General features: G+C 60.6%; 24 protein-coding genes. 18 read left to right on the top strand and 6 right to left on the bottom strand.

Features of this window, described 5'->3' with window-relative positions:
- Window positions 1–60 precede the first annotated feature (60 nt).
- Window positions 61–177 carry a cytochrome c oxidase subunit CcoM gene (gene ccoM, locus E1K68_RS28040; RefSeq protein WP_019817835.1) on the bottom strand — a complete coding sequence of 39 codons (117 nt, stop codon included), beginning with the start codon at window positions 175–177 and terminating at the stop codon, window positions 61–63.
- A gap of 143 nt (window positions 178–320) precedes the next feature.
- Window positions 321–482, bottom strand: a complete 162-nt coding sequence (locus tag E1K68_RS07550) for a hypothetical protein (protein WP_003193515.1) — start codon at window positions 480–482, stop codon at window positions 321–323.
- Between the two features lie 133 nt (window positions 483–615).
- Between E1K68_RS07550 and E1K68_RS07545 the strand changes: the two genes are divergently transcribed.
- The 3 genes from E1K68_RS07545 to E1K68_RS07535 all read left to right on the top strand — a co-directional run bounded on the left by E1K68_RS07545 (window position 616) and on the right by E1K68_RS07535 (window position 3,228).
- Window positions 616–1,488, top strand: a complete 873-nt coding sequence (locus E1K68_RS07545) for a LysR substrate-binding domain-containing protein (RefSeq protein ID WP_003193517.1) — start codon at window positions 616–618, stop codon at window positions 1,486–1,488.
- A gap of 91 nt (window positions 1,489–1,579) precedes the next feature.
- Window positions 1,580–2,050, top strand: coding sequence for a RidA family protein (locus tag E1K68_RS07540; protein WP_057709670.1), 471 nt, complete (start codon window positions 1,580–1,582; stop codon window positions 2,048–2,050).
- The gene (locus E1K68_RS07535; RefSeq protein WP_003193521.1) at window positions 2,047–3,228 is read left to right on the top strand and encodes an aminotransferase class V-fold PLP-dependent enzyme; all 1,182 of its coding nucleotides are present in this window, start codon (window positions 2,047–2,049) and stop codon (window positions 3,226–3,228) included. Before E1K68_RS07540 ends, E1K68_RS07535 begins: the two co-directional genes overlap by 4 nt.
- On the opposite strand, the gene E1K68_RS07530 is transcribed toward E1K68_RS07535, so the two are convergent.
- Entirely contained in the window at window positions 3,225–3,566 is a 342-nt protein-coding gene (locus E1K68_RS07530; RefSeq protein ID WP_003193522.1) for a hypothetical protein, read from the bottom strand. The genes E1K68_RS07535 and E1K68_RS07530 overlap by 4 nt on opposite strands.
- A 219-nt stretch (window positions 3,567–3,785) precedes the next feature.
- Here E1K68_RS07530 and rapA point away from each other — a divergent pair, with 219 nt between their 5' ends.
- Window positions 3,786–6,632 carry an RNA polymerase-associated protein RapA gene (rapA, locus tag E1K68_RS07525; RefSeq protein ID WP_212613917.1) on the top strand — a complete coding sequence of 949 codons (2,847 nt, stop codon included), beginning with the start codon at window positions 3,786–3,788 and terminating at the stop codon, window positions 6,630–6,632.
- A 166-nt stretch (window positions 6,633–6,798) separates the two neighbouring features.
- Here rapA and E1K68_RS07520 read toward each other — a convergent pair whose 3' ends face one another.
- The gene (locus tag E1K68_RS07520) at window positions 6,799–8,145 is read right to left on the bottom strand and encodes an MFS transporter (RefSeq protein ID WP_212613916.1); all 1,347 of its coding nucleotides are present in this window, start codon (window positions 8,143–8,145) and stop codon (window positions 6,799–6,801) included.
- Between the two features lie 253 nt (window positions 8,146–8,398).
- On the opposite strand from E1K68_RS07520, the gene E1K68_RS07515 reads away from it, so the two are divergent.
- Window positions 8,399–8,767: a YkgJ family cysteine cluster protein gene (locus E1K68_RS07515; RefSeq protein WP_003193526.1), complete on the top strand. Its 369-nt coding sequence runs from the start codon at window positions 8,399–8,401 to the stop codon at window positions 8,765–8,767.
- Between the two features lie 139 nt (window positions 8,768–8,906).
- Complete coding sequence (locus E1K68_RS07510) at window positions 8,907–11,168, top strand: EAL domain-containing protein (RefSeq protein ID WP_003193529.1); 2,262 nt, start codon at window positions 8,907–8,909, stop codon at window positions 11,166–11,168.
- Window positions 11,169–11,395: 227 nt separating this feature from the next.
- Here the strand turns inward: E1K68_RS07510 and E1K68_RS07505 are convergent, their stop codons facing one another.
- A complete protein-coding gene (locus E1K68_RS07505; RefSeq protein ID WP_003193531.1) occupies window positions 11,396–11,698 on the bottom strand; it encodes a DUF2288 domain-containing protein in 303 nt (100 codons plus the stop codon).
- Between the two features lie 341 nt (window positions 11,699–12,039).
- On the opposite strand from E1K68_RS07505, the gene E1K68_RS07500 reads away from it, so the two are divergent.
- The 9 genes from E1K68_RS07500 (at window position 12,040) to E1K68_RS07460 (ending at window position 19,735) form a co-directional block, all read left to right on the top strand.
- Window positions 12,040–13,167: a branched-chain amino acid ABC transporter substrate-binding protein gene (locus E1K68_RS07500; protein ID WP_003193533.1), complete on the top strand. Its 1,128-nt coding sequence runs from the start codon at window positions 12,040–12,042 to the stop codon at window positions 13,165–13,167.
- Between the two features lie 227 nt (window positions 13,168–13,394).
- Window positions 13,395–14,318, top strand: coding sequence for a high-affinity branched-chain amino acid ABC transporter permease LivH (livH, locus tag E1K68_RS07495; protein ID WP_003193535.1), 924 nt, complete (start codon window positions 13,395–13,397; stop codon window positions 14,316–14,318).
- Window positions 14,315–15,568, top strand: a complete 1,254-nt coding sequence (locus E1K68_RS07490; RefSeq protein WP_003193536.1) for a high-affinity branched-chain amino acid ABC transporter permease LivM — start codon at window positions 14,315–14,317, stop codon at window positions 15,566–15,568. Before livH ends, E1K68_RS07490 begins: the two co-directional genes overlap by 4 nt.
- A complete protein-coding gene (livG, locus tag E1K68_RS07485; protein WP_003193538.1) occupies window positions 15,565–16,332 on the top strand; it encodes a high-affinity branched-chain amino acid ABC transporter ATP-binding protein LivG in 768 nt (255 codons plus the stop codon). Before E1K68_RS07490 ends, livG begins: the two co-directional genes overlap by 4 nt.
- A gap of 1 nt (window position 16,333) precedes the next feature.
- Window positions 16,334–17,035 carry an ABC transporter ATP-binding protein gene (locus E1K68_RS07480; protein ID WP_003193540.1) on the top strand — a complete coding sequence of 234 codons (702 nt, stop codon included), beginning with the start codon at window positions 16,334–16,336 and terminating at the stop codon, window positions 17,033–17,035.
- Window positions 17,036–17,282: 247 nt separating this feature from the next.
- Window positions 17,283–17,579: a DUF2282 domain-containing protein gene (locus E1K68_RS07475; RefSeq protein WP_056786908.1), complete on the top strand. Its 297-nt coding sequence runs from the start codon at window positions 17,283–17,285 to the stop codon at window positions 17,577–17,579.
- A gap of 22 nt (window positions 17,580–17,601) precedes the next feature.
- On the top strand, window positions 17,602–18,480 hold the full coding sequence (locus tag E1K68_RS07470) for a DUF692 domain-containing protein (protein ID WP_120248472.1): 879 nt from the start codon (window positions 17,602–17,604) through the stop codon (window positions 18,478–18,480).
- The gene (locus E1K68_RS07465; protein WP_003193545.1) at window positions 18,477–19,253 is read left to right on the top strand and encodes a DNA-binding domain-containing protein; all 777 of its coding nucleotides are present in this window, start codon (window positions 18,477–18,479) and stop codon (window positions 19,251–19,253) included. The genes E1K68_RS07470 and E1K68_RS07465 overlap by 4 nt, the downstream gene beginning before the upstream one ends.
- Window positions 19,250–19,735: a DoxX family protein gene (locus tag E1K68_RS07460; RefSeq protein WP_003193547.1), complete on the top strand. Its 486-nt coding sequence runs from the start codon at window positions 19,250–19,252 to the stop codon at window positions 19,733–19,735. Before E1K68_RS07465 ends, E1K68_RS07460 begins: the two co-directional genes overlap by 4 nt.
- Here the strand turns inward: E1K68_RS07460 and E1K68_RS07455 are convergent.
- Window positions 19,726–20,640 (bottom strand): LysR family transcriptional regulator, encoded by a 915-nt coding sequence (locus tag E1K68_RS07455; protein WP_003193552.1) that lies wholly within the window; start codon window positions 20,638–20,640, stop codon window positions 19,726–19,728. The genes E1K68_RS07460 and E1K68_RS07455 overlap by 10 nt on opposite strands.
- A gap of 217 nt (window positions 20,641–20,857) precedes the next feature.
- Between E1K68_RS07455 and E1K68_RS07450 the strand changes: the two genes are divergently transcribed.
- The 3 genes from E1K68_RS07450 to E1K68_RS07440 form a co-directional block, all read left to right on the top strand.
- The gene (locus E1K68_RS07450) at window positions 20,858–21,457 is read left to right on the top strand and encodes a short chain dehydrogenase (RefSeq protein WP_003193553.1); all 600 of its coding nucleotides are present in this window, start codon (window positions 20,858–20,860) and stop codon (window positions 21,455–21,457) included.
- 96 nt (window positions 21,458–21,553) lie between these two features.
- Window positions 21,554–22,225, top strand: a complete 672-nt coding sequence (locus tag E1K68_RS07445; protein ID WP_032895666.1) for a membrane protein — start codon at window positions 21,554–21,556, stop codon at window positions 22,223–22,225.
- Between the two features lie 85 nt (window positions 22,226–22,310).
- Window positions 22,311–23,866: NAD(P)/FAD-dependent oxidoreductase (locus E1K68_RS07440; protein WP_212614877.1), on the top strand; the 1,556-nt coding region annotated here is incomplete at its 3' end.

Genomic DNA, 23,866 nt, shown 5'->3' with positions numbered 1-23,866 from the left:
AAAAAAAGGGCGACCGAAGTCGCCCAAAATGCCTTGCGTGCTCATGTAACCCGGAAAAACTTAAGGTTTTTTACGCTTGTTCGCGTCTTTCCAGATAAAAAATCCAAACCCTACAAAAAACAACACCATGAGGCTAACAGTCAGCACTCCGGCAAAAACCACATTATCGAAAAACATGACCGGCCTCCTGCACTTGCCCTGTTGCGATAGGGCTAAGTTAATGGAGAAGGCGCGGTGGAAAATTGACCAGGATCAATATCGCCCACAACGGCGCGTAAAGAAGGGGAATAACTGACCTGCATCAACGGATGCAGGGTGTTTCAACGCTTTTTCGGTTTGTTCTTGGGCTTTTTCTTGGGCTTGCCCAGAGGCATGGCTTGTTCAAAGGCTTGGCGCACTTCATTCAAGCGTTTGTCATTGAGGTCGTGCACGCGCTTGGCGCGTTCGGCGTTCAGGTCGATCAGCTTGTCGTCATCACTCATGGCTTGGCTTACGTCGTGGCGGGAATGCCTCAATAATGCGGCCTGCCCCGCCCGACGGCAATTAAGCGGGCGACAAAATGCAGGCCATCGACCAGAATCAGCGCTTTCTACCCTGCCCAGGAGGCGCATCCAGGTGGCCTTGCACAACGACCTTCCGCCACTGTTGGCCCTGCGCGCCTTCGAAGCCGTGGCGCGCCACTTGAGTTTTATCAAGGCGGCCAACGAGTTGTCGGTGACCCAAAGTGCCCTAAGCCACCAGGTGCATAAGCTTGAACACCACTTGGGCAAGCCGCTGTTTATCCGGCGTACCCGTGCGATTGACCTGACGTTGGCGGGGCAAGCGTACTACGAGCAGATCCGCCCTGCCCTGGACGCCATCGCCGCAGCGACCCGTAACCAACGGGGTGCGCCCAGCGCCAATGTGTTGCGTATCGGCTTGCTGGCGTCCTTTGCCACGCTGTGGCTGGCGCCGCGCCTGGCCGAGTTTCTACAGCGCTACCCGCATATCCAGGTGGAGTTGCTGCCCGCGATTCAATTGGCCAACGTCGCCACGGCCGAGGTTGACCTTGCCATCCGCTACGGCAAGGGCGACTGGCCCGATGTGCACGCCACGCGCCTGATGGCCGAAACCCTGTCACCCGTATGCAGCCCTGCATTCAAAGCCCGGCAGGTCGCCAGTGGCGCGTTGTTGATGGCGACCTCGCACCGTCCTTTCGAGTGGACCGATTGGTCCGCCCATTACCAGGTCAACCTCGATCACCACCCCCGCGTGATGCTGCATGACTACAACATCGTGGTCGAAGCAAGCGTGGCCGGCCAGGGAATCGCCATGGGCCGCCATCGCCTGATCGAACGCAGGCTCCAGGACGGCAGCCTGGTGGAGGCTTTTGACTGGCCGCCCTATCACAGCGACATCGGCTATTGGCTGATCGCCCCCCAGGGGCCGCTCAGTGAGGCGGCTGAATGCTTCAGCCAGTGGTTAAAACAAGCGTGCGCCGACGCGTGAGTTTTTTCGATACGTCGAGTGAGATCTATCCGTTTGTCGCCCCTCGCCACCGCCAACATGCTGGAACCTTCTGACACCAGAGGGTTTGACCATGACCGACTCCATCCGCCAGCGCGTACACGCCCTCGGCCTGACACTGCCCACGCCCAGCCAACCCGCGGCCAACTACATCAATCATGTGAGCAGCCAGCATCAACTGTTCATCTCCGGGCAAATTCCCCTGCTCGATGGCAAACCCGCCTACCTTGGCCGCCTGGGTGACTCCCTCAGCGATGAAGATGGCGCCCAAGCGGCAGAACTGGCGGCGCTGGGCCTGCTGGGGCAATTAAGCGATGCGCTGGGCGATGACCTGTCGCGGGTGGTGCGCGTCCTGCGTCTGGGTGTGTTCATTGCCAGCAGCGCCGATTTCCAGCGCCAGAGCGTGGTCGCCAATGGCGCCTCGAACCTGCTGGTCAACGCCCTCGGCGACAAGGGTCGACACGTGCGCACTGCCGTAGGGGTCTGCAGTTTGCCGGCTGGCGTCGCCGTGGAGGTAGATGCCATTTTCGAGCTGCAGCCATGAGCCCGCTGCAAGTGCAGCACTTGCGAGAGGCCACGCCCGGTTGCCAATCCGGCATCGTGCACTTCAACCACGCCGGGGCATCCTTGCCCAGCCAGGCGACGCTCGACGCCATCATCGACCAGCTGCAACGCGAAGCGCGCGACGGCCCGATGGAGGCCGGCGAACAAGGTGCCGTCTTAGTGGAAAAGGCCCGCCGAGCCGCCGGGCAACTGCTCAATGCGCCCGCTTCGTCGATTGCCTTCGCCAGCAGTGGCTCCACGGCCTGGAGCATGGCCTTCCAGGCGCTGGGGCCGTGGCAGCCGGGCGATCGAATTCTAGTGGGGCGCCATGAATGGGGCGGTAACCTGGCGAGCATGGAACTGGCCGTTCAAGCCGGGGCGCGGGTGGAGGTCATCCCGTGCGATGCCAGCGGCGCCGCCTGCCCGGTGGCACTGGAGGCAATGCTCGATGCCAAGGTGAAGCTGATCGACCTCACCTGGCTGCCGGCCAACGGGGGGTTGATCAACCCGGCCCAGGCCATCGGCGATGTGGCCAGGCGGCATGCCATTCCCTACTTCATCGACGCGGGCCAGGCCGTCGGCCAACTGCCGGTGGATGTGCAAGCGTTGCAGTGCGATGTGCTCAAGTCTGCCGGCCGCAAACATCTGCGCGGGCCTCGCGGTACCGCACTGCTGTACATCCGGCCGGAGTTCCTCCAGCACCTGAACCCGGCCCAACGCGACGTGTTTTCAGCGCCCTGGACCGCCGAAGGCTTCGACCTGCGCAACGACGCGCGACGCTTTGAAACCAGCGAAGTGTCCTTCGCCCTGCTGGCCGGCCTGGGCAACGCGTTGCACGAGATCAATCAACTGGGAATTGAGCGGGTATGGCAAAGAGTCTTGCAGACCAGCGCGCGAATCCGCGAAGCACTGCGTCAGATACCGGGGATTAGCTTGCACGACTTGGGCAACACGCATTCAGGCTTGATCGCGTTCAACCTGGCCGGCTGGGATAGTTTTGAACTCAAACAATGCCTGGGGTCAAAGCGCATCAACATCGGCGCCAATGGCGTGGCCTACACCCCGCTGGACATGCAAGCGCGTGGGTTGACCAGCATTGCGCGCATCTCGGTCAGCCCGCTCAACACCGATGACGAGATTGAGTTGCTGGTGAAGGCCCTGCGCGAACTGAAGGGCTAGACCTCGATATCCACCCACAGTCCCTGGCGCGGCGCGTCTTCGATCAGCGGCGCCACGGGCACGGTGTTGTCAGCGTTGAGCAAGTCGCCAGGAATCGGCAAATGCTGCTGCGCGTCGTCGTCGGCTTCACGCCGGCGTTTCTGCTGCTCCTGCTGGCGCCGCTGCTCTTCGCGCAACAGAAAGGTCGATTGCTCGGCATCGCCTTTTTTCAGGTCGATCGTGCTCTCGTTGGAGCCCGCTTGAACGGGCACCACCGGCGGAATATCCGGCTTCTGGCGTGCCGGGTCGAGTTGCGACGTGACCGGCACAACGCTGACGGGCAGCATGGGTGGCAGCATGATAATTATTCTCCTGATCAACAGGCTGTCGGCGGGTGGCAGGGTGACTTGAGCACCCGCGTGCCAAGCTGTGACTCAGTCGACACTCTCAAGTGCCCGCCATCCGTCGATTCAATTTCCGCCGGCCCGTACAAACAGCGTAGTTTTTGTCAGAGTTCTTGGGCGCCGGGCCGTGTTCCGTTAACATAGTCGGCTTTTTCACGGCGGGAGTCAGGCAGCATGGCGCAGCAGTATCAACCGGGGCAACGCTGGATTAGTGACAGCGAAGCAGAGCTGGGGTTAGGCACCGTTCTGGCACAGGACGGCCGCTTGTTGACCGTGCTCTATCCGGCCACTGGCGACACGCGCCAGTATGCGCTACGGAATGCGCCCCTCACTCGCGTGAGGTTTTCGCCGGGTGACACCATCACCCATTTCGAAGGCTGGAAAATGACCGTACAGGAAGTCGACGACGTCGATGGCCTGCTGGTCTACCACGGCCTCAATGGGCAGAACGAGCAGGTCACCCTGCCGGAAACCCAACTGTCCAACTTCATCCAGTTCCGCCTGGCCAGTGACCGTCTGTTCGCCGGGCAGATTGACCCGCTGGCGTGGTTCTCGCTGCGCTACCACACCCTGGAACACACCAGCCGCCAGTTGCAGTCCTCGCTGTGGGGCCTGGGTGGCGTACGCGCCCAACCGATTGCCCACCAACTGCACATCGCCCGCGAAGTCGCTGACCGTATCGCGCCACGCGTATTGCTGGCGGACGAAGTGGGCTTGGGCAAGACCATCGAAGCGGGCCTGGTGATCCATCGCCAACTGCTCTCGGGCCGTGCCAGCCGCGTACTGATCCTGGTTCCGGAAAACCTGCAGCACCAATGGCTGGTGGAAATGCGCCGCCGCTTCAACCTGCAGGTTGCGCTGTTCGATGAAGAGCGCTTTATCGAAAGCGATGCCACCAACCCGTTCGAAGACACCCAGCTTGCACTCGTTGCGCTGGAATGGCTGGTGGACGACGAGAAGGCCCAGGACGCGCTGTTCGCCGCCGGTTGGGACTTGCTCGTGGTCGACGAAGCCCACCACCTGGTGTGGCACGAAGACAAGGCCAGCGCCGAATACTCGCTGGTCGAACAGCTGGCCGAAGTGATTCCTGGCGTGCTGCTGCTGACTGCCACCCCGGAACAATTGGGCCAGGACAGCCACTTTGCGCGCCTGCGCCTGCTGGACCCGAACCGCTTCCACGACCTGCAAGCCTTCCGCGCCGAGAGCGAAAACTATCGCCCGGTGGCCGAAGCCGTGCAGGAGCTGCTGGACAAGGGCCGCCTGTCGCCGACCGCGCACAAGACCATTCAAGGCTTCCTCGGCGACGAAGGTGAAGCCCTGCTCACCGCCGTCAACGATGGCGACAGCGAAGCCAGTGCCCGCCTGGTGCGTGAACTGCTGGACCGCCACGGCACCGGCCGCGTGCTGTTTCGCAACACCCGCGCCGCGGTGCAAGGCTTCCCCGAGCGCAAGCTGCACGCCTACCCGCTGCCGAACCCGGACGAATACCTCGAACTGCCCCTGGGCGAACACGCCGAGCTGTACCCGGAAGTCAGCTTCCAGGCGCAACCGGACATCGAGGAAGAGAACCGCTGGTGGCGCTTCGACCCACGGGTCGAGTGGCTGATCGACCAGCTGAAAATGCTCAAGCGCACCAAGGTCCTGGTGATCTGCGCCCACGCCGAAACCGCCATGGACCTGGAAGACGCCCTGCGCGTGCGCTCCGGCATTCCGGCCACGGTGTTCCACGAGGGCATGAACATCCTGGAGCGTGACCGCGCGGCGGCTTATTTTGCCGATGAAGAGTTCGGTGCCCAGGTACTGATCTGCTCGGAAATCGGCAGTGAAGGCCGCAACTTCCAGTTTTCCCATCACCTGGTGCTGTTCGACCTGCCGTCCCACCCCGACCTGCTGGAACAGCGCATCGGGCGTCTGGACCGGATCGGCCAGAAACACGTGATCGAACTGCACGTGCCCTACCTGGAAACCAGCCCGCAAGAGCGCCTGTTCCAGTGGTACCACGAAGCGCTCAATGCCTTCCTCAACACCTGCCCGACCGGCAACGCCTTGCAGCATCAGTTCGGCCCACGCCTGCTGCCCTTGCTGGAAGCTGCCGACGACAGCGAGTGGCAAGCCCTGATCGACGAAGCCCGTGCCGAGCGCGAGCGCCTGGAGCAGGAGTTGCACACCGGTCGCGACCGCTTGCTGGAACTCAACTCCGGCGGCGCCGGCGAAGGCGATGCGCTGGTCGAGGACATCCTCGAACAAGACGACCAGTTCGCCCTGCCGATCTACATGGAAACCCTGTTCGACGCGTTCGGCATCGACAGCGAAGACCATTCGGAAAACGCGCTGATCCTCAAGCCCAGCGAAAAAATGCTCGACGCCAGCTTCCCCCTGGGCGACGACGAAGGTGTGACCATCACCTACGACCGTAACCAGGCGCTGTCGCGCGAAGACATGCAATTCATCACCTGGGAGCACCCGATGGTGCAAGGCGGCATGGACCTGGTGCTGTCCGGTTCCATGGGCAACACCGCCGTGGCGCTGATCAAGAACAAGGCGCTCAAGCCAGGCACCGTATTGCTTGAACTGCTGTATGTCAGCGAAGTGGTCGCCCCGCGCTCCCTGCAACTGGGCCGCTACCTACCGCCGGCCGCCTTGCGCTGCCTACTGGATGCCAACGGCAATGACCTGTCGGGCCGCGTGTCGTTCGTGACCTTGAATGACCAGCTGGAAAGCGTGCCACGGGCCAGCGCGAACAAATTCGTGCAGGCGCAGCGGGACCAACTCACACCGCGCATCAACGCCGGCGAAGAGAAGATCGCCCCACGTCACGCCGAACGCGTGGCCGAAGCCAAGCGTCGCCTCGCGGCAGACACCGACGAAGAGCTGGCGCGCCTGACCGCGTTGCAAGCGGTCAACCCGACCGTGCGCGACAGCGAGCTGGTTGCCCTGCGCAACCAACGCGAGCAAGGCCTGGCCATGCTTGATAAAGCGGCGTTGCGACTGGAAGCGATTCGGGTGCTGGTGGCAGGTTGATAAACCGCTGAACGTAAAAGGCCCGCTTAGTGCGGGCCTTTTTAGAGATCGTTCCCACGCTCTGTGTGGGAATGCATCATGTGACGCTCTGCGTCACGACTTTAAAGCGGACGCAGAGCGTCCAGAGCGGCGTTCCCACGCAGAGCATGGGAACGATCACTCGGTCTCACGCCGTTACCGCAGTTGCCGGCATCTCAACCGCACTCAACCCTTCCTTCATCCGCTTGGCATCGCGCACAAAACTGCGCGAGGCCTGGAACAGAAACAGCATGGTCAAGAACAGCGCCACCGGAATCAGGTACATGGCGTCATGCAAGCCCACGGCTTTATAAGCCTCGGTCATCTGCTGCGCCCCGTCCGCATACATCGCCGAATGAGCAAAGTGATCGGACAGCGCCCCGACCACCACCGGCCCCATGCCACCGCCGAGCAAATACAGCCCGGCAAAAAACAGCGCCATCGCCGTCGCGCGCAAACGCGGTTCTACCACGTCCTGGATCGCGGTATACACGCAGGTATAGAAGTTGTAGGCAAACAACCAGCCCACACTGAACAGCGCGACAAACACCCCGATTTCGACACGCCCGGCATGCAATGCCCAGGCGGTGGTAACCGTGGAGATGATCAAGCTGAACGCGGCAAACAACAACCGGCCATTGGCGACACGCTGATGAATCTTGTCGGCAATCCAGCCGCCCAGCGTCAATCCCACCAGGCCGGTCAGGCCGACGATGACGCCGGTCGCGACGGCCGCGTCCTGCAACGGCATAAGGAAATAGCGTTGCAGCATCGGCACCAGGAATGAGTTGCACGCATAGGTAGCGAAGTTAAAGCACAACCCGGCCAGCACCAGCCACAGGAAGGTCGGCACGGCCAGCACGCGGCGGATCGGGCGGTCGACGCGCTCCTGGGAAACCTGCACGGTTTCCGCCGCGCCGCGCTTGGGTTCTTTTATGTAGAACATAAACACCGCCAGGATCAGCCCCGGCACCGCCGCGATAAAGAAGGGCGCGCGCCAGCTGTCGAACGCCTTGACCATCGCACCGATCGTAAAGAACGCCAGCAACAGGCCCAACGGCAGGCCAAGCATGAAAATCCCCATGGCTCGGGCGCGGCGGTGGGCGGGAAACAGGTCGCCAATCAGCGAATTGGCCGCCGGTGCATAGCTGGCTTCGCCAATGCCAATGCCCATGCGCACCAGCAGGAAGGTCCAGAAACTGCCGACCATGCCATTGACCGCCGTCAGCCCGCTCCAGGCAAACAGGCCCCAGCCCATCAACTTGCTGCGTGAACCGGTGTCGGCCAGGCGCCCCAGCGGCAGCCCGGCAATGGCGTAGACGATGGTAAAGGCGGTGCCGATGATACCGAGCTGAAAGTCGCTCAAGTGCCATTCCATGCGGATGGGCTCGATGATGATCGCGGGAATGGTACGGTCAAAGAAATTGAACAGGTTGGCGAGGAACAGCAGGAACAGAATGCGCCAGGCATTCGCCGCTTGGGTCGAGTTCTGCATGGGTCCGTCTCTTTTATTGTTATGAGAGCTGCGATGCCCGGTGCATCCTGCTCAGGTCACTGCAACATAGTCAGGCTGGCGGTGATTGTCTGTAATGATTCGTAAAGCTGATAGGGCATGATTTCACCCAGGCAACAGGGGATTTTGCCCACGAAAATATAAGTGCGTACCCCTCTTCCCAACGGCCATGGCACGGATAGAATGGCGAGCCTTTCGCAGCACCCTCCTCCTACTTTTCTTATTGATGACGCCCATGTCCGAAGCCAGTCCGTGTCTGAATTGCGGTGCCTGCTGTTCACACTTTCGCGTGTCTTTCTTTTGGGGTGAGTGCGCCTCGTCCGGAGGCACGGTGCCCGATGAGCTGGTGGTGCAGATCAACCCCAGCCGCGTGGCGATGATCGGCACCGACCGCAAGCCGGCACGGTGCTGCAGCCTTGAAGGTGAAGTCGGACAAGCCACCAGTTGCTCAATTTATGAACAACGCTCCAGTGTATGCCGTGAGTTCGAGGCGTCTTGGAGCCAGGGCGTGCAAAATGTCGATTGCGACGCCGCCCGTGCCGCATTTGGCCTGGCCCCGCTGGAGGCCCCGCACTTCGAACTCGACCTGCCCATCAGCGCTTAGCACCAAACGCTATGGAAGGCATATCAAAATAATTTGAGATCAAAACGCCATTACTGATGGCAAATTTCGAGAGACTCCTATACTCGACCTCATGGGTCATCGCCGCTGGCAGTGACAGGGCTCTGTGACGGGATAAGCTATGGAATGGCTGGGGCAGCATTTTTTTACCGACCTTCCAGACAGCGGGCATTTATTGCTCAATTGCACTCATAACCCGTTTCTGGTGCTGCTGGCGTACCTGGTCGCCTGCGCGGCGGGTTTCGGTACCCTGGACATGGCCGAACGTGTCGGCCATGTCGAAGACCCCACCGCCCGCCGCCATTGGCGCTGGCTGGGTGCGGGTTGCCTGGCAGGCGGCATCTGGTCGACCCACTTCATCAGCATGCTGGCCTTCCAAGCGCCCATTGCCATTCACTACGAACTGATCATGACGTTCGTCTCGCTGCTGATTGCCCTGATCGCCTCGCTGCTCGCCATGCAGACCCTCAGTCATACCCACCTGCGTTTTCATCAGTACCTGGTGGCTTCGGTGTGGATGGGGCTGGGTATCGCGCTGATGCACTACGTGGGCATGTCGGCCATGCGTTCCCAAGCCCAGGTGTACTTCGAAACGCGGCTGTTTTTGGCCTCGGTGGCGATTGCCATGGGCGCCAGCCTGGCGGCGTTGTTGCTGTCCAGTTACCTGCGCAATGGGGCCGGCGTGTTTCACCAACTGCTCAAATACGCCGCCAGCCTGGTGCTCGGCGCCGGGATCCTGAGCATGCACTTCACCGGCATGGCGGCCATGCAAATGCTGGTGCCCAGCGGCACGGATCTGTCGTTGCGGGCCGATGACAACCCGATTCAACTGGGCCTCTCAGTCGCGATGATCACCTTGCTGGTGATCGGCAGCAGCGTCAGCGCAGCCCTGGCCGACAAGAAGCTGCAACACAAGGAGCGCGACCTGCGCCGGGTCAACGCGCTGCTCAGCGAACTCGACCAGGCCCGCGCCTCGCTGCAACAAGTGGCCCACTTCGACGCGTTGACCAGCCTGCTCAACCGCCGTGGTTTCAATCAGATCTTCGCGGAGAAAGTCGCGGAAAAAACCCGCACTCAGGGCATGATGGCGGTGATCTTCCTCGATATCGACCACTTCAAGCGTATCAATGACAGCCTGGGCCATGATGCGGGCGACCAGCTGCTCACGGTGCTCGCCGGGCATATCAAAGGTTCGATACGCAGCCATGAAGATGTGGTGGCACGCTTTGGCGGCGATGAGTTCTGCATCCTGGTCAATATTCATCACCGCGACGAAGCCCGGCACATGGCCCAGCGCATCATGCAGAAGATGAAAGAACCCATCGAACTGGCCGGTCGGCGCATGGTGATGACCACCAGCATCGGCATCAGCCTGTTTCCCGAAGACGGCCACACCTGCGAAGAACTGCTTAAAACCGCCGACCTGGCGCTGTACCAATCCAAGGATGCCGGGCGCAATTGCTTGAACTTCTTCAGTTCCAACCTTAAAACCCGTGCCTTTCTTGAGCTGCAACTGGAAGAAGAACTGCGCGCCGCCTTACGTACGCGCAGCCAGTTGGTGCTGTTTTATCAACCGATCTTCGACATGAAGCTGGGCAAGGTCACGCGCCTGGAAGCCCTGGTGCGCTGGCAACACCCCCAACACGGGCTGCTGGCCCCGGACCGCTTTATCGGCATTGCCGAGAACAACGGGCTGATCGCCGAGCTGGACCACTGGGTATTGCGCCAGGCCTGTCACGACCTGAGCCTGTTGTCTGACCGGGGCTACACCGAGTTGATCATGGCGGTGAACTGCTCGGCGTTGAACCTGGCGCGTGACGAACTGGCCGATGAAATCGAAGACGCCCTGCGCTTCGCCGGCATCGGCACCAACCGCCTGGAACTGGAAGTCACTGAAAACGCGTTGATGGGCAATATCAGCAGCACCCTGGCCCTGTTGCGGCAGATTCGCGCCCTGGGTGTGTCACTGGCCATCGATGACTTCGGCACCGGCTATTCGTCGCTGGCTTACCTCAAGCGCTTGCCGCTCAACACCTTGAAGATCGACCGCTCGTTTATCCAGGACATCCCCAAATCCACCGCAGACAGCGAAATTGTCCAAGCGATTATTGGCATGGCCCACACCCTGCATTTGCAGGTGGTCACCGAAGGCGTGGAAACCCAGGCGCAGTTCGAGCTGCTGCTCAAGCATGGCTGCGACTACATCCAGGGCTACCTGCTCAGCCCGGCGGTGCCCTTCGACGACATCATCGGCGTGATGCAGGGGATTGCCATGCGTAATCCGCTATATCCGCTCAGCGTGGAAGGCAAAGACGCTCCACCGCCAAACGACCCAGCTGCGGGACGTATCGGCCCGCCTTCTATTGTCAGGCCGATCCGCTGAGACCAAGACGCGCAAGCTGACGATTTGAATGCGCGCGCTGCAGCGCTGAGTCATACGCCGAAACAATTGCGCGGCTATTTCCCGACGACCTGAACTGTGCCCGTGACGTTTACGTCACCCTCGCCTGTGATCTTTCGCTACGGCAAGGTGCCATCACGCGATAAGCGGTTACTCCCCTACACACTTCACCGCGTGAAAAATACGCACCTTTTTAGTGCTGGCAATTCTTACGCCGCCCTTTCCTGGATCAGAATCCATGGCGAGACCACCACTGCCCACAAGCTCGGATCACGTTCCACCAGGTCCAACGCCCGCGATGCAGACACTTCGCCAAGACTCCCGGCAGCTAGCCAGGCGGCGACTTTGTCACGGTTGTCTTCGGCCATTCCTTCGGCGGCCTCGATCAAATCCAGGCTGGCATCGACCCACAATAGGGCACCCTTGGCAAAGAACGGTTCAAGCTCCTTCCAGGAAATTTCGGCTGTTTCACCGAGCAGCTTGGCATAGAGGGTGCTTGGTTCTTGCGTCATGGGAATTCACCTGAGTAAAAAATCGGCGCAATCATAGCCCCGTCGCTCAGGCAGAAAAACCCAGTAGCAAATGAAGTAGCGATTGAAAGCGCCAGGAAAGCCAAGGAATGCCTTGAAAGCTGTTAGCAACCCGCCGCGATTCTGTCTTTTTCTTTCATTTAAGCGACATACCCAGGTTTTGCCCCCAGCTGCCAGCTTTTCAAGCGATCAGCCAGCGCTCTACACTGTACCGGTACAGTTGCCAGGGCAATGCCGGGGGGATATCCGCGATATCTGATCCGGTTCTGCAGCTCACAAGGCCGCTAGAACTATAAAAAATACAACAGTAAGAGTGGAGCACTATGAATAAGGCTACTAAGCAGATTTCCAAACTGTTTGCCGCTATGGTCCTGGCTGGGGTTGCCGGCCATTCGTTCGCAGCCGACACCATCAAGATCGGCATCGCCGGTCCCAAGACCGGTCCGGTGACGCAATACGGCGACATGCAATTCATGGGTGCCAAGCAAGCCATCAAAGACATCAACGCCAAGGGCGGCGTAGACGGCAAGATGCTTGAAGCCAAGGAATACGACGACGCTTGCGATCCAAAACAAGCTGTGGCCGTTGCCAACAAAGTGGTCAATGATGGCGTCAAGTTCGTCGTCGGCCACCTCTGCTCCAGCTCCACTCAGCCAGCGTCGGATATTTATGAAGACGAAGGCGTCATCATGATTACCCCGGCTGCCACCAGCCCTGAAATCACTTCCCGTGGCTACAAGCTGATCTTCCGCACCATTGGTCTGGACAGCGCACAAGGCCCGGCAGCCGGCAACTACATCGCCGACCACGTGAAGCCGAAAATCGTCGCCGTCCTGCACGACAAGCAGCAATACGGTGAAGGTATCGCCAGCGCCGTGAAGAAGACCCTTGAAGAAAAAGGCACCAAGGTTGCCGTCTTCGAAGGCCTGAACGCCGGTGACAAAGACTTCTCCTCGATCATCCAGAAACTCAAGCAAGCCAATGTCGACTTCGTCTACTACGGCGGCTACCACCCTGAGCTGGGCCTGATCCTGCGCCAAGCCAAGGAAAAAGGCCTGAACGCCAAGTTCATGGGCCCGGAAGGCGTGGGTAACGACTCCATCTCGCAAATCGCCCAAGGCGCTTCCGAAGGCCTGCTGGTGACCCTGCCGAAATCCTTCGACACCGACCCTGCCAACAAAGCCATCGTTGAAGAGTTCGCCAAGAACAAGCAGGACCCAACCGGTCCGTTCGTGTTCCCGGCCTACTCGGCAGTTGAAGTGATTGCCGGTGGTATTGCTGCGGCCAAAAGCGAAGACACCGCCAAAGTGGCCGAGGCCATCCACGCCGGTACCTTCAAGACCCCTACGGGCGACCTGAGCTTCGACGCCAAGGGCGACCTGAAGGACTTCAAGTTCGTGGTCTACGAATGGCACTTCGGTAAACCAAAAACCGAAGTTTCCCCTCAGTAAGCCAGGCGTTACTGGTCAACAAGCCCACTGTGCAAGCAGTGGGCTTTGTTTTACGAGGTTTATGGGCCATGTCACCCGCGATCCGGGCGCTGGCTCACCTGAAAATCTTAAAACCGTCACCAGCGGTTCGCTGGCAAACGCTTTGTGCAACCTGGTCACAGAACAGGGCACCGAGCCGGAAATGACTCCACCAGTGAAATGCGTATCGGGTTTTTAGGAGCGCTGTAATGCCTGAGATCTATCATTTTTTCCAACAGCTGGTTAATGGCCTGACCATTGGCAGCACCTATGCCTTGATAGCCATTGGCTACACAATGGTTTACGGCATCATTGGAATGATCAACTTCGCCCATGGCGAGGTGTACATGATTGGTTCCTACGTGGCCTTCATCGCCCTTGCCGGGCTGGCCATGATGGGGATCCACTCCCTGCCGCTGTTGATGACCGCTGCGTTTTTGGCATCGATCATCGTGACCAGTGCCTATGGCTACAGCATCGAGCGGGTTGCCTACCGTCCCCTGCGGGGCAGCAACCGTTTGATCCCGCTGATTTCTGCCATCGGCATGTCGATTTTCCTGCAGAACACCGTATTGCTGTCCCAGGACTCCAAGGACAAGTCCATTCCCAACCTGATTCCGGGGAGCATCTCCTTCGGCCCGGGTGGCGCACAAGAAGTGCTGATTTCGTACATGCAGATTCTGGTTTTCGTGGTCACCCTGGTGGCCATGCTGGGCCTGACGCTGTTCATCTCCCGCTCCCGTCTGGGGCGCGCCTGCCGGGCCTGTGCCGAAGACATCAAGATGGCCAACCTGCTGGGCATCAACACCAACAACATCATCGCCCTGACCTTCGTCATTGGTGCTGCGCTGGCGGCCGTGGCGGCCGTGTTGCTGAGCATGCAATACGGCGTGATCAACCCCAACGCCGGCTTCCTGGTGGGCCTCAAGGCCTTTACCGCGGCGGTATTGGGCGGCATCGGCAGCATTCCGGGCGCCATGCTCGGCGGGCTGGTGCTGGGTGTGGCCGAAGCCTTTGGCGCCGATATCTTCGGTGACCAGTACAAGGACGTCGTCGCGTTCGGCCTGTTGGTTCTGGTGCTGTTGTTCCGTCCGACCGGCATCCTGGGCCGTCCGGAGGTTGAGAAAGTATGAGCAGATATCTTAAATCGGCGTTTTTCAGCGCCTTGCTGGTCTGGGCCGTGGCCTTTCCGGTACTCGGTCTCAAGCTGAGCATTGTCGGCATCAACCTTGAAGTGCATGGCACCGGGCCTGTCACCCTGACCGTCATCGCGCTGTGTTCGGTGCTGATGTTCCTGCGTGTACTGTTCACCCAGCAGGTTGGAGCCCTGTTCAAGGGCAACCGTGGCCCGTTGGTGTCGCCCAAGGTCAGCCAATTTCTGACCCTGCCGCGCACCCAGCGCTACATCATCATCGGGCTGATCATCGCGGCGCTGATCTGGCCGTTCTTCGGCTCGCGCGGCGCGGTCGACATTGCCACGCTGATCCTGATCTACGTGTTGCTGGGCCTGGGCCTGAACATCGTGGTGGGCCTGGCGGGCCTGCTCGACCTGGGTTATGTGGGCTTTTACGCCGTGGGTGCCTACACCTACGCGCTGCTCTCGCATTACCTGGGCTGGAGCTTCTGGATCTGCCTGCCACTGGCCGGTATGGCGGCGGCGACGTTCGGCTTCCTGCTGGGCTTCCCGGTGCTGCGCCTGCGCGGTGACTACCTGGCCATCGTGACCCTGGGCTTCGGCGAAATCATTCGCCTGTTCCTGCGTAACCTTACCGACATCACCGGTGGCCCCAACGGCATCAGCAGCATCCCCAAGCCGACATTCTTCGGGCTGTCGTTCGACCGCAGCGCCGCCGAAGGCATGCAGACCTTCCACGAGTACTTCGGGATTGCCTACAACCCGGTGAGCAAAGTGGTGTTCCTGTACCTGGTCGCGCTGTTGCTGGCATTGGCGGCCCTGTTCGTGATCAACCGCCTGCTGCGCATGCCCATCGGGCGCGCGTGGGAAGCGTTGCGCGAAGATGAAATCGCCTGCCGCGCCCTGGGCCTGAACCCGACCATCATCAAGCTTTCCGCATTCACCCTGGGCGCTGCGTTCGCAGGTTTTGCCGGCAGCTTCTTCGCCGCTCGCCAAGGCCTGGTGACGCCGGAATCGTTCACCTTTATCGAGTCGGCGATCATTCTCGCCATCGTGGTATTGGGTGGCATGGGCTCGCAACTGGGCGTGATCCTCGCGGCCATCGTGATGATCCTGCTGCCGGAAATGATGCGTGAGTTCAGCGAATACCGCATGTTGATGTTCGGCGCCATGATGGTGCTGATGATGATCTGGCGTCCTCAAGGCCTGCTGCCCATGCAACGTCCACACATGGAGCTGCGCAAATGAGCCGCGAGATCCTGAAAGTCGAAAACCTGAGCATGCGCTTCGGCGGTTTGCTGGCGGTCAATGGCGTGGCCCTGACCGTCAAAGAGAAACAAGTGGTAGCACTGATCGGCCCCAACGGCGCCGGCAAGACCACGGTGTTCAACTGCCTCACCGGTTTCTACAAGCCGAGCGGTGGCAGCATCCTGCTGGACGGCCAACCGATCCAGGGCCTGGCCGGCCACGAAATCGCCCGCAAAGGCGTGGTGCGGACCTTCCAGAACGTGCGGTTGTTCAAGGACATGACGGCAGTCGAGAACCTGTTGATCGCCCAGCACCGTCACTTGAACACCAACTTCTTCGCCGGCCTGTTCAAGACCCCGGCGTTCCGCAAAAGCGAGCGCGAGGCCATGGAATACGCGGCGTACTGGCTGGACAAGGTCAACCTGACCGAGTTCGCCAACCGCCCCGCCGGCACCCTCGCCTACGGCCAGCAACGGCGCCTGGAAATCGCCCGTTGCATGATGACCCGCCCGCGCATCCTGATGCTCGACGAACCTGCCGCCGGCCTGAACCCCAAGGAAACCGAAGACCTCAAGGCGCTGATCAGTGTGCTGCGTGAGGAAAACAACGCCACGGTGCTGTTGATCGAACACGACATGAAACTGGTCATGAGCATCTCCGACCACATCGTGGTGATCAACCAGGGCACGCCGCTGGCCAACGGGACGCCGGAGCAGATCCGCGACAATCCTGAAGTGATCAAAGCCTATTTGGGGGAAGCGTAAAATGCTGCAATTCGAAAACGTTTCCACTTTCTACGGCAAGATCCAGGCCCTGCACAGCGTCAATGTGGAAGTACGCCAGGGTGAGATCGTCACCCTGATCGGCGCCAACGGTGCCGGCAAATCGACCTTGCTGATGACCTTGTGCGGTTCGCCGCAAGCCTACAGTGGCAGCATCCGCTACATGGGTGAAGAACTGGTGGGCAAGCACTCGGCAGAGATCATGCGCAAGAGCATTGCGGTGGTGCCCGAAGGCCGTCGAGTGTTCTCGCGCCTGACCGTCGAAGAGAACCTGGCCATGGGTGGGTTCTTTACCGACAAGGGCGATTACCAGGAGCAGATGGACAAGGTGCTGCACCTGTTCCCCCGCCTCAAGGAGCGTTTCAGCCAGCGCGGCGGCACCATGTCCGGCGGCGAGCAGCAAATGCTCGCCATCGGCCGGGCGCTGATGAGCAAGCCAAAGCTGTTGCTGCTGGACGAGCCTTCCCTGGGCCTGGCACCGATCATCATCCAGCAGATCTTCGACATCATCGAACAGCTGCGCAAGGACGGGGTGACGGTGTTTTTGGTAGAGCAGAACGCCAACCAGGCGCTGAAAATCGCTGACCGCGCCTATGTGCTGGAGAATGGCCGAGTGGTGATGCAGGGCACCGGTGAGCAATTGCTGACCGATCCGAAAGTGCGGGAGGCGTACCTGGGCGGCTAAACACAGGCTGCCATAGAAACCGGATCAAAAATGTGGGAGCGGGCTTGCTCGCGAATGCGGTGAATCAGCCAGGAAACTGTTGGCTGACACACTGCATTCGCGAGCAAGCCCGCTCCCACATTTGTTTGGTGTGAACCGTACTATTGAATTTATTTTCGAAGTTTGTGTAACGCAATTCGTCGAGCTCTCTCTAGTGGTGCATGCAGGCAATCAAGCCTGCGCATTCAACCACTGCTGGAGACACACCATGACCACCAAACTGTCCGCTGCCACCCTCGTTCTGGCCCTTGGTTCTGCCCTGAGCCTGTCCGCCCTGACCACCACCGCCCACGCGGCCGACGACATGCAGAAGTGCTACGGCGTGGCTGAAGCCGGCAAGAATGATTGCGCCGCAGGCGCCGGTACTTCCTGCGCGGGCACCTCTAAAACCAAAGACCAGGCCAATGCCTGGAAACTGGTCCCCGCCGGCACATGCACCCAGACCCCAAGCACCACCTCGCCGACCGGTTTTGGCCAGGAAGCGGCCTTCACCGCCAAATCCTGAACCCCGCGCAGCCTGAGTACTGATGATGACGCTTACAGCCCAACACGCGGTCTCACCGGCTCAGGCGCCCGGCCTGCCCTATCGGGCCGGGCTGGGGCTCAAGACCGAGCACTTCACTGAGGTGCTCGAGACCCGCCCCGACATCGGTTTTTTCGAAGTACACGCCGAAAACTACATGGTGGCCGGCGGCCCGTTTCATCACTACCTGGGGTTGATTCGTGCGCAATACCCCCTGTCACTGCACGGCGTCGGCCTGTCCATCGGCGGCGAAGGCCCTCTGGACCGCGAGCACTTGGCTCGCCTGGCCACGCTGATCGAACGCTACCAACCCCAGTCTTTTTCCGAACACCTGGCCTGGTCCAGCCACGGCCCGGTGTTTCTCAACGACCTGCTGCCCCTGGCTTACGACGCCAGCACCCTGGAGCGGGTATGCGCACACGTCGACCAGGTACAAAGCACGCTCAAGCGCCCGATGCTACTGGAAAACCCGTCCACCTATTTGCAGTTCCAGCGCTCCACCCTGGACGAAACCGACTTCATCAGCGAGATCGTCCGCCGTACCGGTTGCGGCCTGCTGCTCGACGTCAACAACGTCTACGTGTCCTGTATCAATCACCAGCGCGACCCGCTGGCCTACATCGATGCCCTGCCATTGCACGCAGTGGGTGAGATTCATCTGGCCGGTTTTGCCGAAGACACCGACAGCCTGGGCGACCGCCTGCTGATCGATGACCACGGTGCGCCAATCGATAACGCCGTGTGGCAGCTGTATGCACAGGTATTGGCACGGACGGGAGCGGTGGCGACGCTGATCGAGCGGGATAACCAGGTGCCCGCGTTCAGCGTGCTGCAAGCAGAGGCCCGACAGGCCGAAGGGTATTTGTCGCAGGTGGCCCGATGAGTATTCAGCAGGCATTTGCCCAGGCTTTACTGGCCCCGCAAGCAACCTGCCCCGAGGGCGTGTTCAGCAGCAACGGTGCTGAGCCGACGAGCCGCTTTGCGGTGTATCGAAACAATGTCCATAGCGCGTTGATCAATGCTTTGGCGGCCGCCTACCCGGTGGCGCGGCAACTGGTCGGCGATGAGTTTTTCCGCGCCATGGCCGGCCTGTATGTCCAGGCCCACCCGCCTATCAGCCCGTTGATCAGTGAGTACGGCGGCACGTTCGCTGACTTTATCCAGGCTTTCGAACCGGCCTCAAGCGTGCCCTACCTGGCCGATGTCGCCCGGCTGGAACGCTTGAGGGTCCGCGCTTATCACGCGGCGGATTGCCAGGTTCTGGATCAGCACAGCGTACTTCGGCAACTGCAAGGCTGCGCACAACTGGGACAACTGCGTGTACGACTGCATCCGTCACTTGCCACGCTGGAATCTTCCTACGCGGTGGTATCGGTTTGGGCGGCGCATCAGGTCGACGGGGCTATCGCCACTTTGAACCCCTGGTATGCCCAAGGCGCGATGGTCTTGCGCCAAGGGTTGGCGGTCAAGGTATTCGCCATCGACCGCGGGTCTGTGACCTTTATCAACCGACTCAACCAAGGCGCAGGGCTGGAGATGGCCATCGCTGACGCCCTGCAAGCCTCTGACGAATTCGATTTGCACCAATGTCTTACGCTGTTGATCAGCCACGACGCCATCACCCATTTACATCTGCAACCCGAGGTATCGCCATGAACTTTCCCGCTCCCTGCCTGGTAAAGCGAACCGTCGCACTGTTTGAAAAAATCCCTTACAGCCTGATCGCCTTTATCGCGCGCTTCTCCATTGCGGCGGTGTTCTGGAAGTCTGGCCAGACCAAGGTCGAAGGCTTTGCCATTGACCTGATCAGCGGCACCTTCCAATGGGGTGAGCCCAAACTTGCCGCCTCGACCCTGTTTTTATTTCGCAGCGAATACCAATTGCCTCTGCTGTCGCCGCAGGTGGCCGCGCACCTGGCAACCTTTGCCGAACATTTTTTTCCGGTATTGATCCTGCTGGGGTTCGCCACGCGTTTTTCGGCCCTGGCCTTGATCGGCATGACCTTGACCATCCAGCTGTTCGTCTACCCTGACGCCTATCCCACTCACGGCACCTGGCTTGCGCTGTTATTGCTGTTGCTTGCCAAAGGCCCAGGCTGCCTGTCCATCGACCACCTGATTGCCCGCCGCTATCGCTGAAGCCGATCCAGCGCTTCGCCGCTGCGCTTGAACCAGTCCACCAGGTAGTCGGCCAACACCTGGGTACGCCGTGGCAGGCCGCCCTGGTAGGGATGCACCAGGTACATCGGCATGCTGCGTGTCTGATAGTCGCGCAGCAGCCAGCGCAATCGGCCGTCAGCCAGTTCCGCGGGTAGAACGTAGGACGGCAGGCGGGCAATACCGGCGCCGACCAACGCGGCTTTTTTCAGCAGGTTGTAGTGGTTGGAGGCGAAGGTGCCGCTCACCTTTACCCGCAGCAATTCGTGTTGCTGGTGGTACAACCATTCCTCGCGGCCGCTGTAATGGCTGTTGAGCAGACAGCTGTGCGCCGCCAGGTCCGCCGGGGTCAGTGGTTCGCCATGCTGTTCCAGATAAGCCGGGCTGGCGCAGGTCATTTCATGCCAGGCCAGCAAGGGTTTGGCCACCAGGCGTTCATGTTCGATGGCGCCGGAGCGTACGCCCAAGTCAAAGCCATCCCGTGCCAAGTCTCGGTAGCTGTTATTGAGCTCCAGCTCGATCTGCACCTGGGGATACTGCTTGGAGAATTCCAGCAACAAACCATCGAAGAAGGTTTCGCCCAACGACACCGGAACGGTCATACGCACAGGGCCGGCCAAATCATCTTTGAGTCGCGCCAAGGCCTGACGGGCGCGCTCCACCTGCACCACCAACGCTTGTGCCTGGGGCAGCAACGCCGCGCCGGCAGCGGTGAGGCTCAGCTTGCGCGTGGTGCGGTGCAGCAGTACCACGGCGAACTGCGCTTCCAACTGGCTGATGCGCTTGGACAACTGCCCTTTGCTGCAGCCCAATTGTGCGGCCGCTACGGTGAAACTACCGGCCTCGATCAGCACGGCGAACGCCGCCAGGTCATCCATTTCGCTCATGGATTGTTTCCATTTGAAAACCAAAGGTTGCCTATTAGCGCGTTTATCCGACTAAAAAGCCACACTAGACTGAATGCAAACCCATACCACTGTAGGAGCGAGCTTGCTCCCGAAAAACTCAAGATCGCCGCCGTGTAGTCAGTTTTACCGCGTGATCGTTGACGTTCTTCGCGAGCAAGCTCGCTCCTACAGGGAATCAGCCCAGAGGAACAGCACGATGAAAATCCTATTGATCGGTGCCAGCGGCACCATCGGTTCAGCGGTCAAGGCGCAACTGGCCCAGCGCCACGAAGTGATCAGCATCGGCCGCACCAGCGGCGACTTTCAGGTGGATATCAGCGATAGCGCCTCGCTCCGCCGGCTGTTCGAGCAGACCGGCAAGTTCGACGCCCTGATCTGCGCGGCAGGCAACGTCAACTTCGTGCCCCTGGCAGACATGAACGACAGCGATTTCGAACTGGGCCTGCGTGACAAGCTGATGGGCCAGGTCAACCTGCTGTTGATCGGTCGTGAGTACGCCAACGATGGCGCTTCGTTCACGTTCACCAGCGGCATTCTGAACCGTGATCCGATCCGCACCGGCGCTTCGGCGGCTTTGGTCAACGGTGCATTGGACGCCTTCGTCAAAGCGGCGGCCATTGAGTTGCCACGCGGCCTGCGCATCAACTCGGTCAGCCCGACGGTGTTGCTGGAAGCCATGGGCAGCTATGCCCCTTATTTCCGCGGCTACAAACCTGCTCCCGCCGCCGATGTGGCGCTGGCGTACGCAAAAAGCGTCGAAGGCCTGCAAACCGGTCAGACCTTTATCGTAGGTTGAAGGTGAGATCCGTAAGAAACGCCTGAAGCTGGCAAGCGGGCTTGTGATGCACGGCCAGCCTGCGTAACGTGGCGGCACTTGCCTGGAGACCCGATAATGCGCGCCGCCCGTACCCTCGCCCTGTTTGCCTTGCTTCCTCTGTTCGCCGCTTGCCAATTGTTTGAAAGCGAGCCGGCCAAGCCATCGACTGTCGGGCTGACCCGTATGCAGGGTGAGTTGACGGCGGTGGACGGCAAACTGCTGTTTCAGCCATGCGGCGACCAGCGCAGCTACGTGGTCAACGACACCGGCGGCACCAGTGTCCTGCAGGAAGCGGCCTCGCTGGCCGGCCAGCAGGGCATGTTGTTTGCCGACCTGCGTGGCAAATTTTCCGGCGTCGCCAGCGGCACCCAGGGCTCAGTGGACCTGCAACAGCTGTATCGCGTCGAACGCTCGACCTCAGCCTGCTCCGACCCGGACTTCAAGCGCATGATCCTGCGGGCCAATGGCCATAAACCCGCCTGGGCAATGAATGTCACGGCCAAGGGCATGGTGCTGGAACGCGAAGGCCAGCCACCTTTGGCAGTGCCGTACGTCGAGGAACAACTGGGCGACGGCCGTTTCAACCTGATGACCGAGGCCAATAACCAGCACATCGAACTGTGGGTGGCGCCCCAGCGCTGCGTCGACAGTGTGAGCGGCAGCCTGCAACACATGAGCGCCGAGTTGCGCGTGAACGGCCAGGTGCAGCGCGGTTGCGCGGCGTTCGGCGGCTCGCGGGACGATTAACCTGACGGAAAGTCGCCATTGGGGCTTATAATCGCCGGTTTGCAAAACAGCCGGCCTTCTTGCCCGCCGCCTACCGGATCCTGTCATGTTACGAATCACTGAACTCAAGCTGCCCATCGACCATCCCGAAGAAGACCTGCGCACGGCCATCGTGCAGCGCCTGGGCATCGCCAGTGATGACCTGCTCGATTTCACCCTGTTCAAGCGCAGCTACGATGCGCGTAAAAAGACCTCTGAGCTGTGCTTCATCTACACCGTCGACCTGAACGTGAAGGGTGAAGCCCCTCTGCTGCTCAAGTTTGCCGATGATCGCAACGTCAATCCGGCACCGGACGTCAGCTACAAGGTGGTGGGCCAGGCGCCGGAAGGCCTGGCTGAGCGGCCAATCGTGGTGGGCTTTGGCCCCTGCGGGATTTTCGCCGGGCTGCTGCTGGCACAGATGGGCTTCAAGCCGATCATCCTCGAACGCGGCAAGGAAGTGCGCCAACGCACCAAGGACACCTGGGGCCTGTGGCGCAAAAGCGTGCTCAACCCCGAATCCAACGTGCAATTTGGTGAAGGCGGCGCCGGTACCTTCTCCGACGGCAAGCTGTACAGCCAGATCAAGGACCCTAAATTCCACGGTCGCAAAGTGCTGCACGAGTTCGTCAAGGCCGGTGCGCCGGAAGAAATCCTCTACGTCAGCAAGCCGCACATCGGCACCTTCCGCCTGACCGGCGTGGTGGAAAACATGCGTGAGCAGATCATCGCCCTGGGCGGTGAAGTGCGCTTCGAACAGCGGGTCACCGACGTGCTGATCGAAGACGGCCAGTTGAACGGCGTGGTCATCGACGGCGGCGAGCAAATCCTCTCCAAGCACGTGATTCTTGCCCTGGGCCACAGCGCCCGTGACACCTTCCGCATGCTCCACGACCGTGGCGTGTACATGGAAGCCAAGCCGTTCTCGGTGGGTTTCCGTATCGAGCACCCGCAGTCGCTGATCGACGCCGCACGCCTGGGCAAATACGCTGGCCACCCGAAGCTGGGCGCAGCGGACTACAAGCTGGTGCACCACGCCAAGAATGGCCGTTCGGTCTACAGCTTCTGCATGTGCCCGGGCGGCACCGTCGTGGCTGCGACCTCGGAACCCCATCGCGTCGTGACCAACGGCATGAGCCAATACTCGCGTAACGAGCGCAATGCCAACTCGGGCATCGTGGTAGGCATCACCCCCGAGGTGGATTACCCGGGCGGCCCGCTGGCGGGTATCGAGTTGCAGGAGCGCCTGGAGTCCCACGCCTACATCCTCGGCGGCAGTAACTACGAGGCCCCCGCGCAATTGGTGGGCGACTTCATCGCCGGCAAGCCCTCCACCGCGCTAGGCAGTGTGGAGCCGTCCTACAAACCTGGCGTGTCATTGGGCGACCTGGCCCTGGCCTTGCCGGACTTCGCCATCGAAGCCATCCGCGAAGCCTTGCCGGCGTTCGAGAAGCAGATCAAAGGCTACTCGCTGCACGATGCGGTGCTGACCGGCATCGAGACCCGCACTTCGTCGCCGTTGCGCATTACCCGCAATGAGTCGATGCAGAGCCTGAACGTCAAAGGCCTGTTCCCGGCCGGTGAAGGCGCAGGCTATGCCGGTGGGATTCTGTCGGCGGGTGT

Origin of the sequence: Pseudomonas sp. B2021 (genome assembly GCF_018135665.1) — a bacterium.
Lineage (GTDB): Bacteria > Pseudomonadota > Gammaproteobacteria > Pseudomonadales > Pseudomonadaceae > Aquipseudomonas > Aquipseudomonas lactis.
This window is presented reverse-complemented; position numbering and strand designations above follow the sequence as displayed.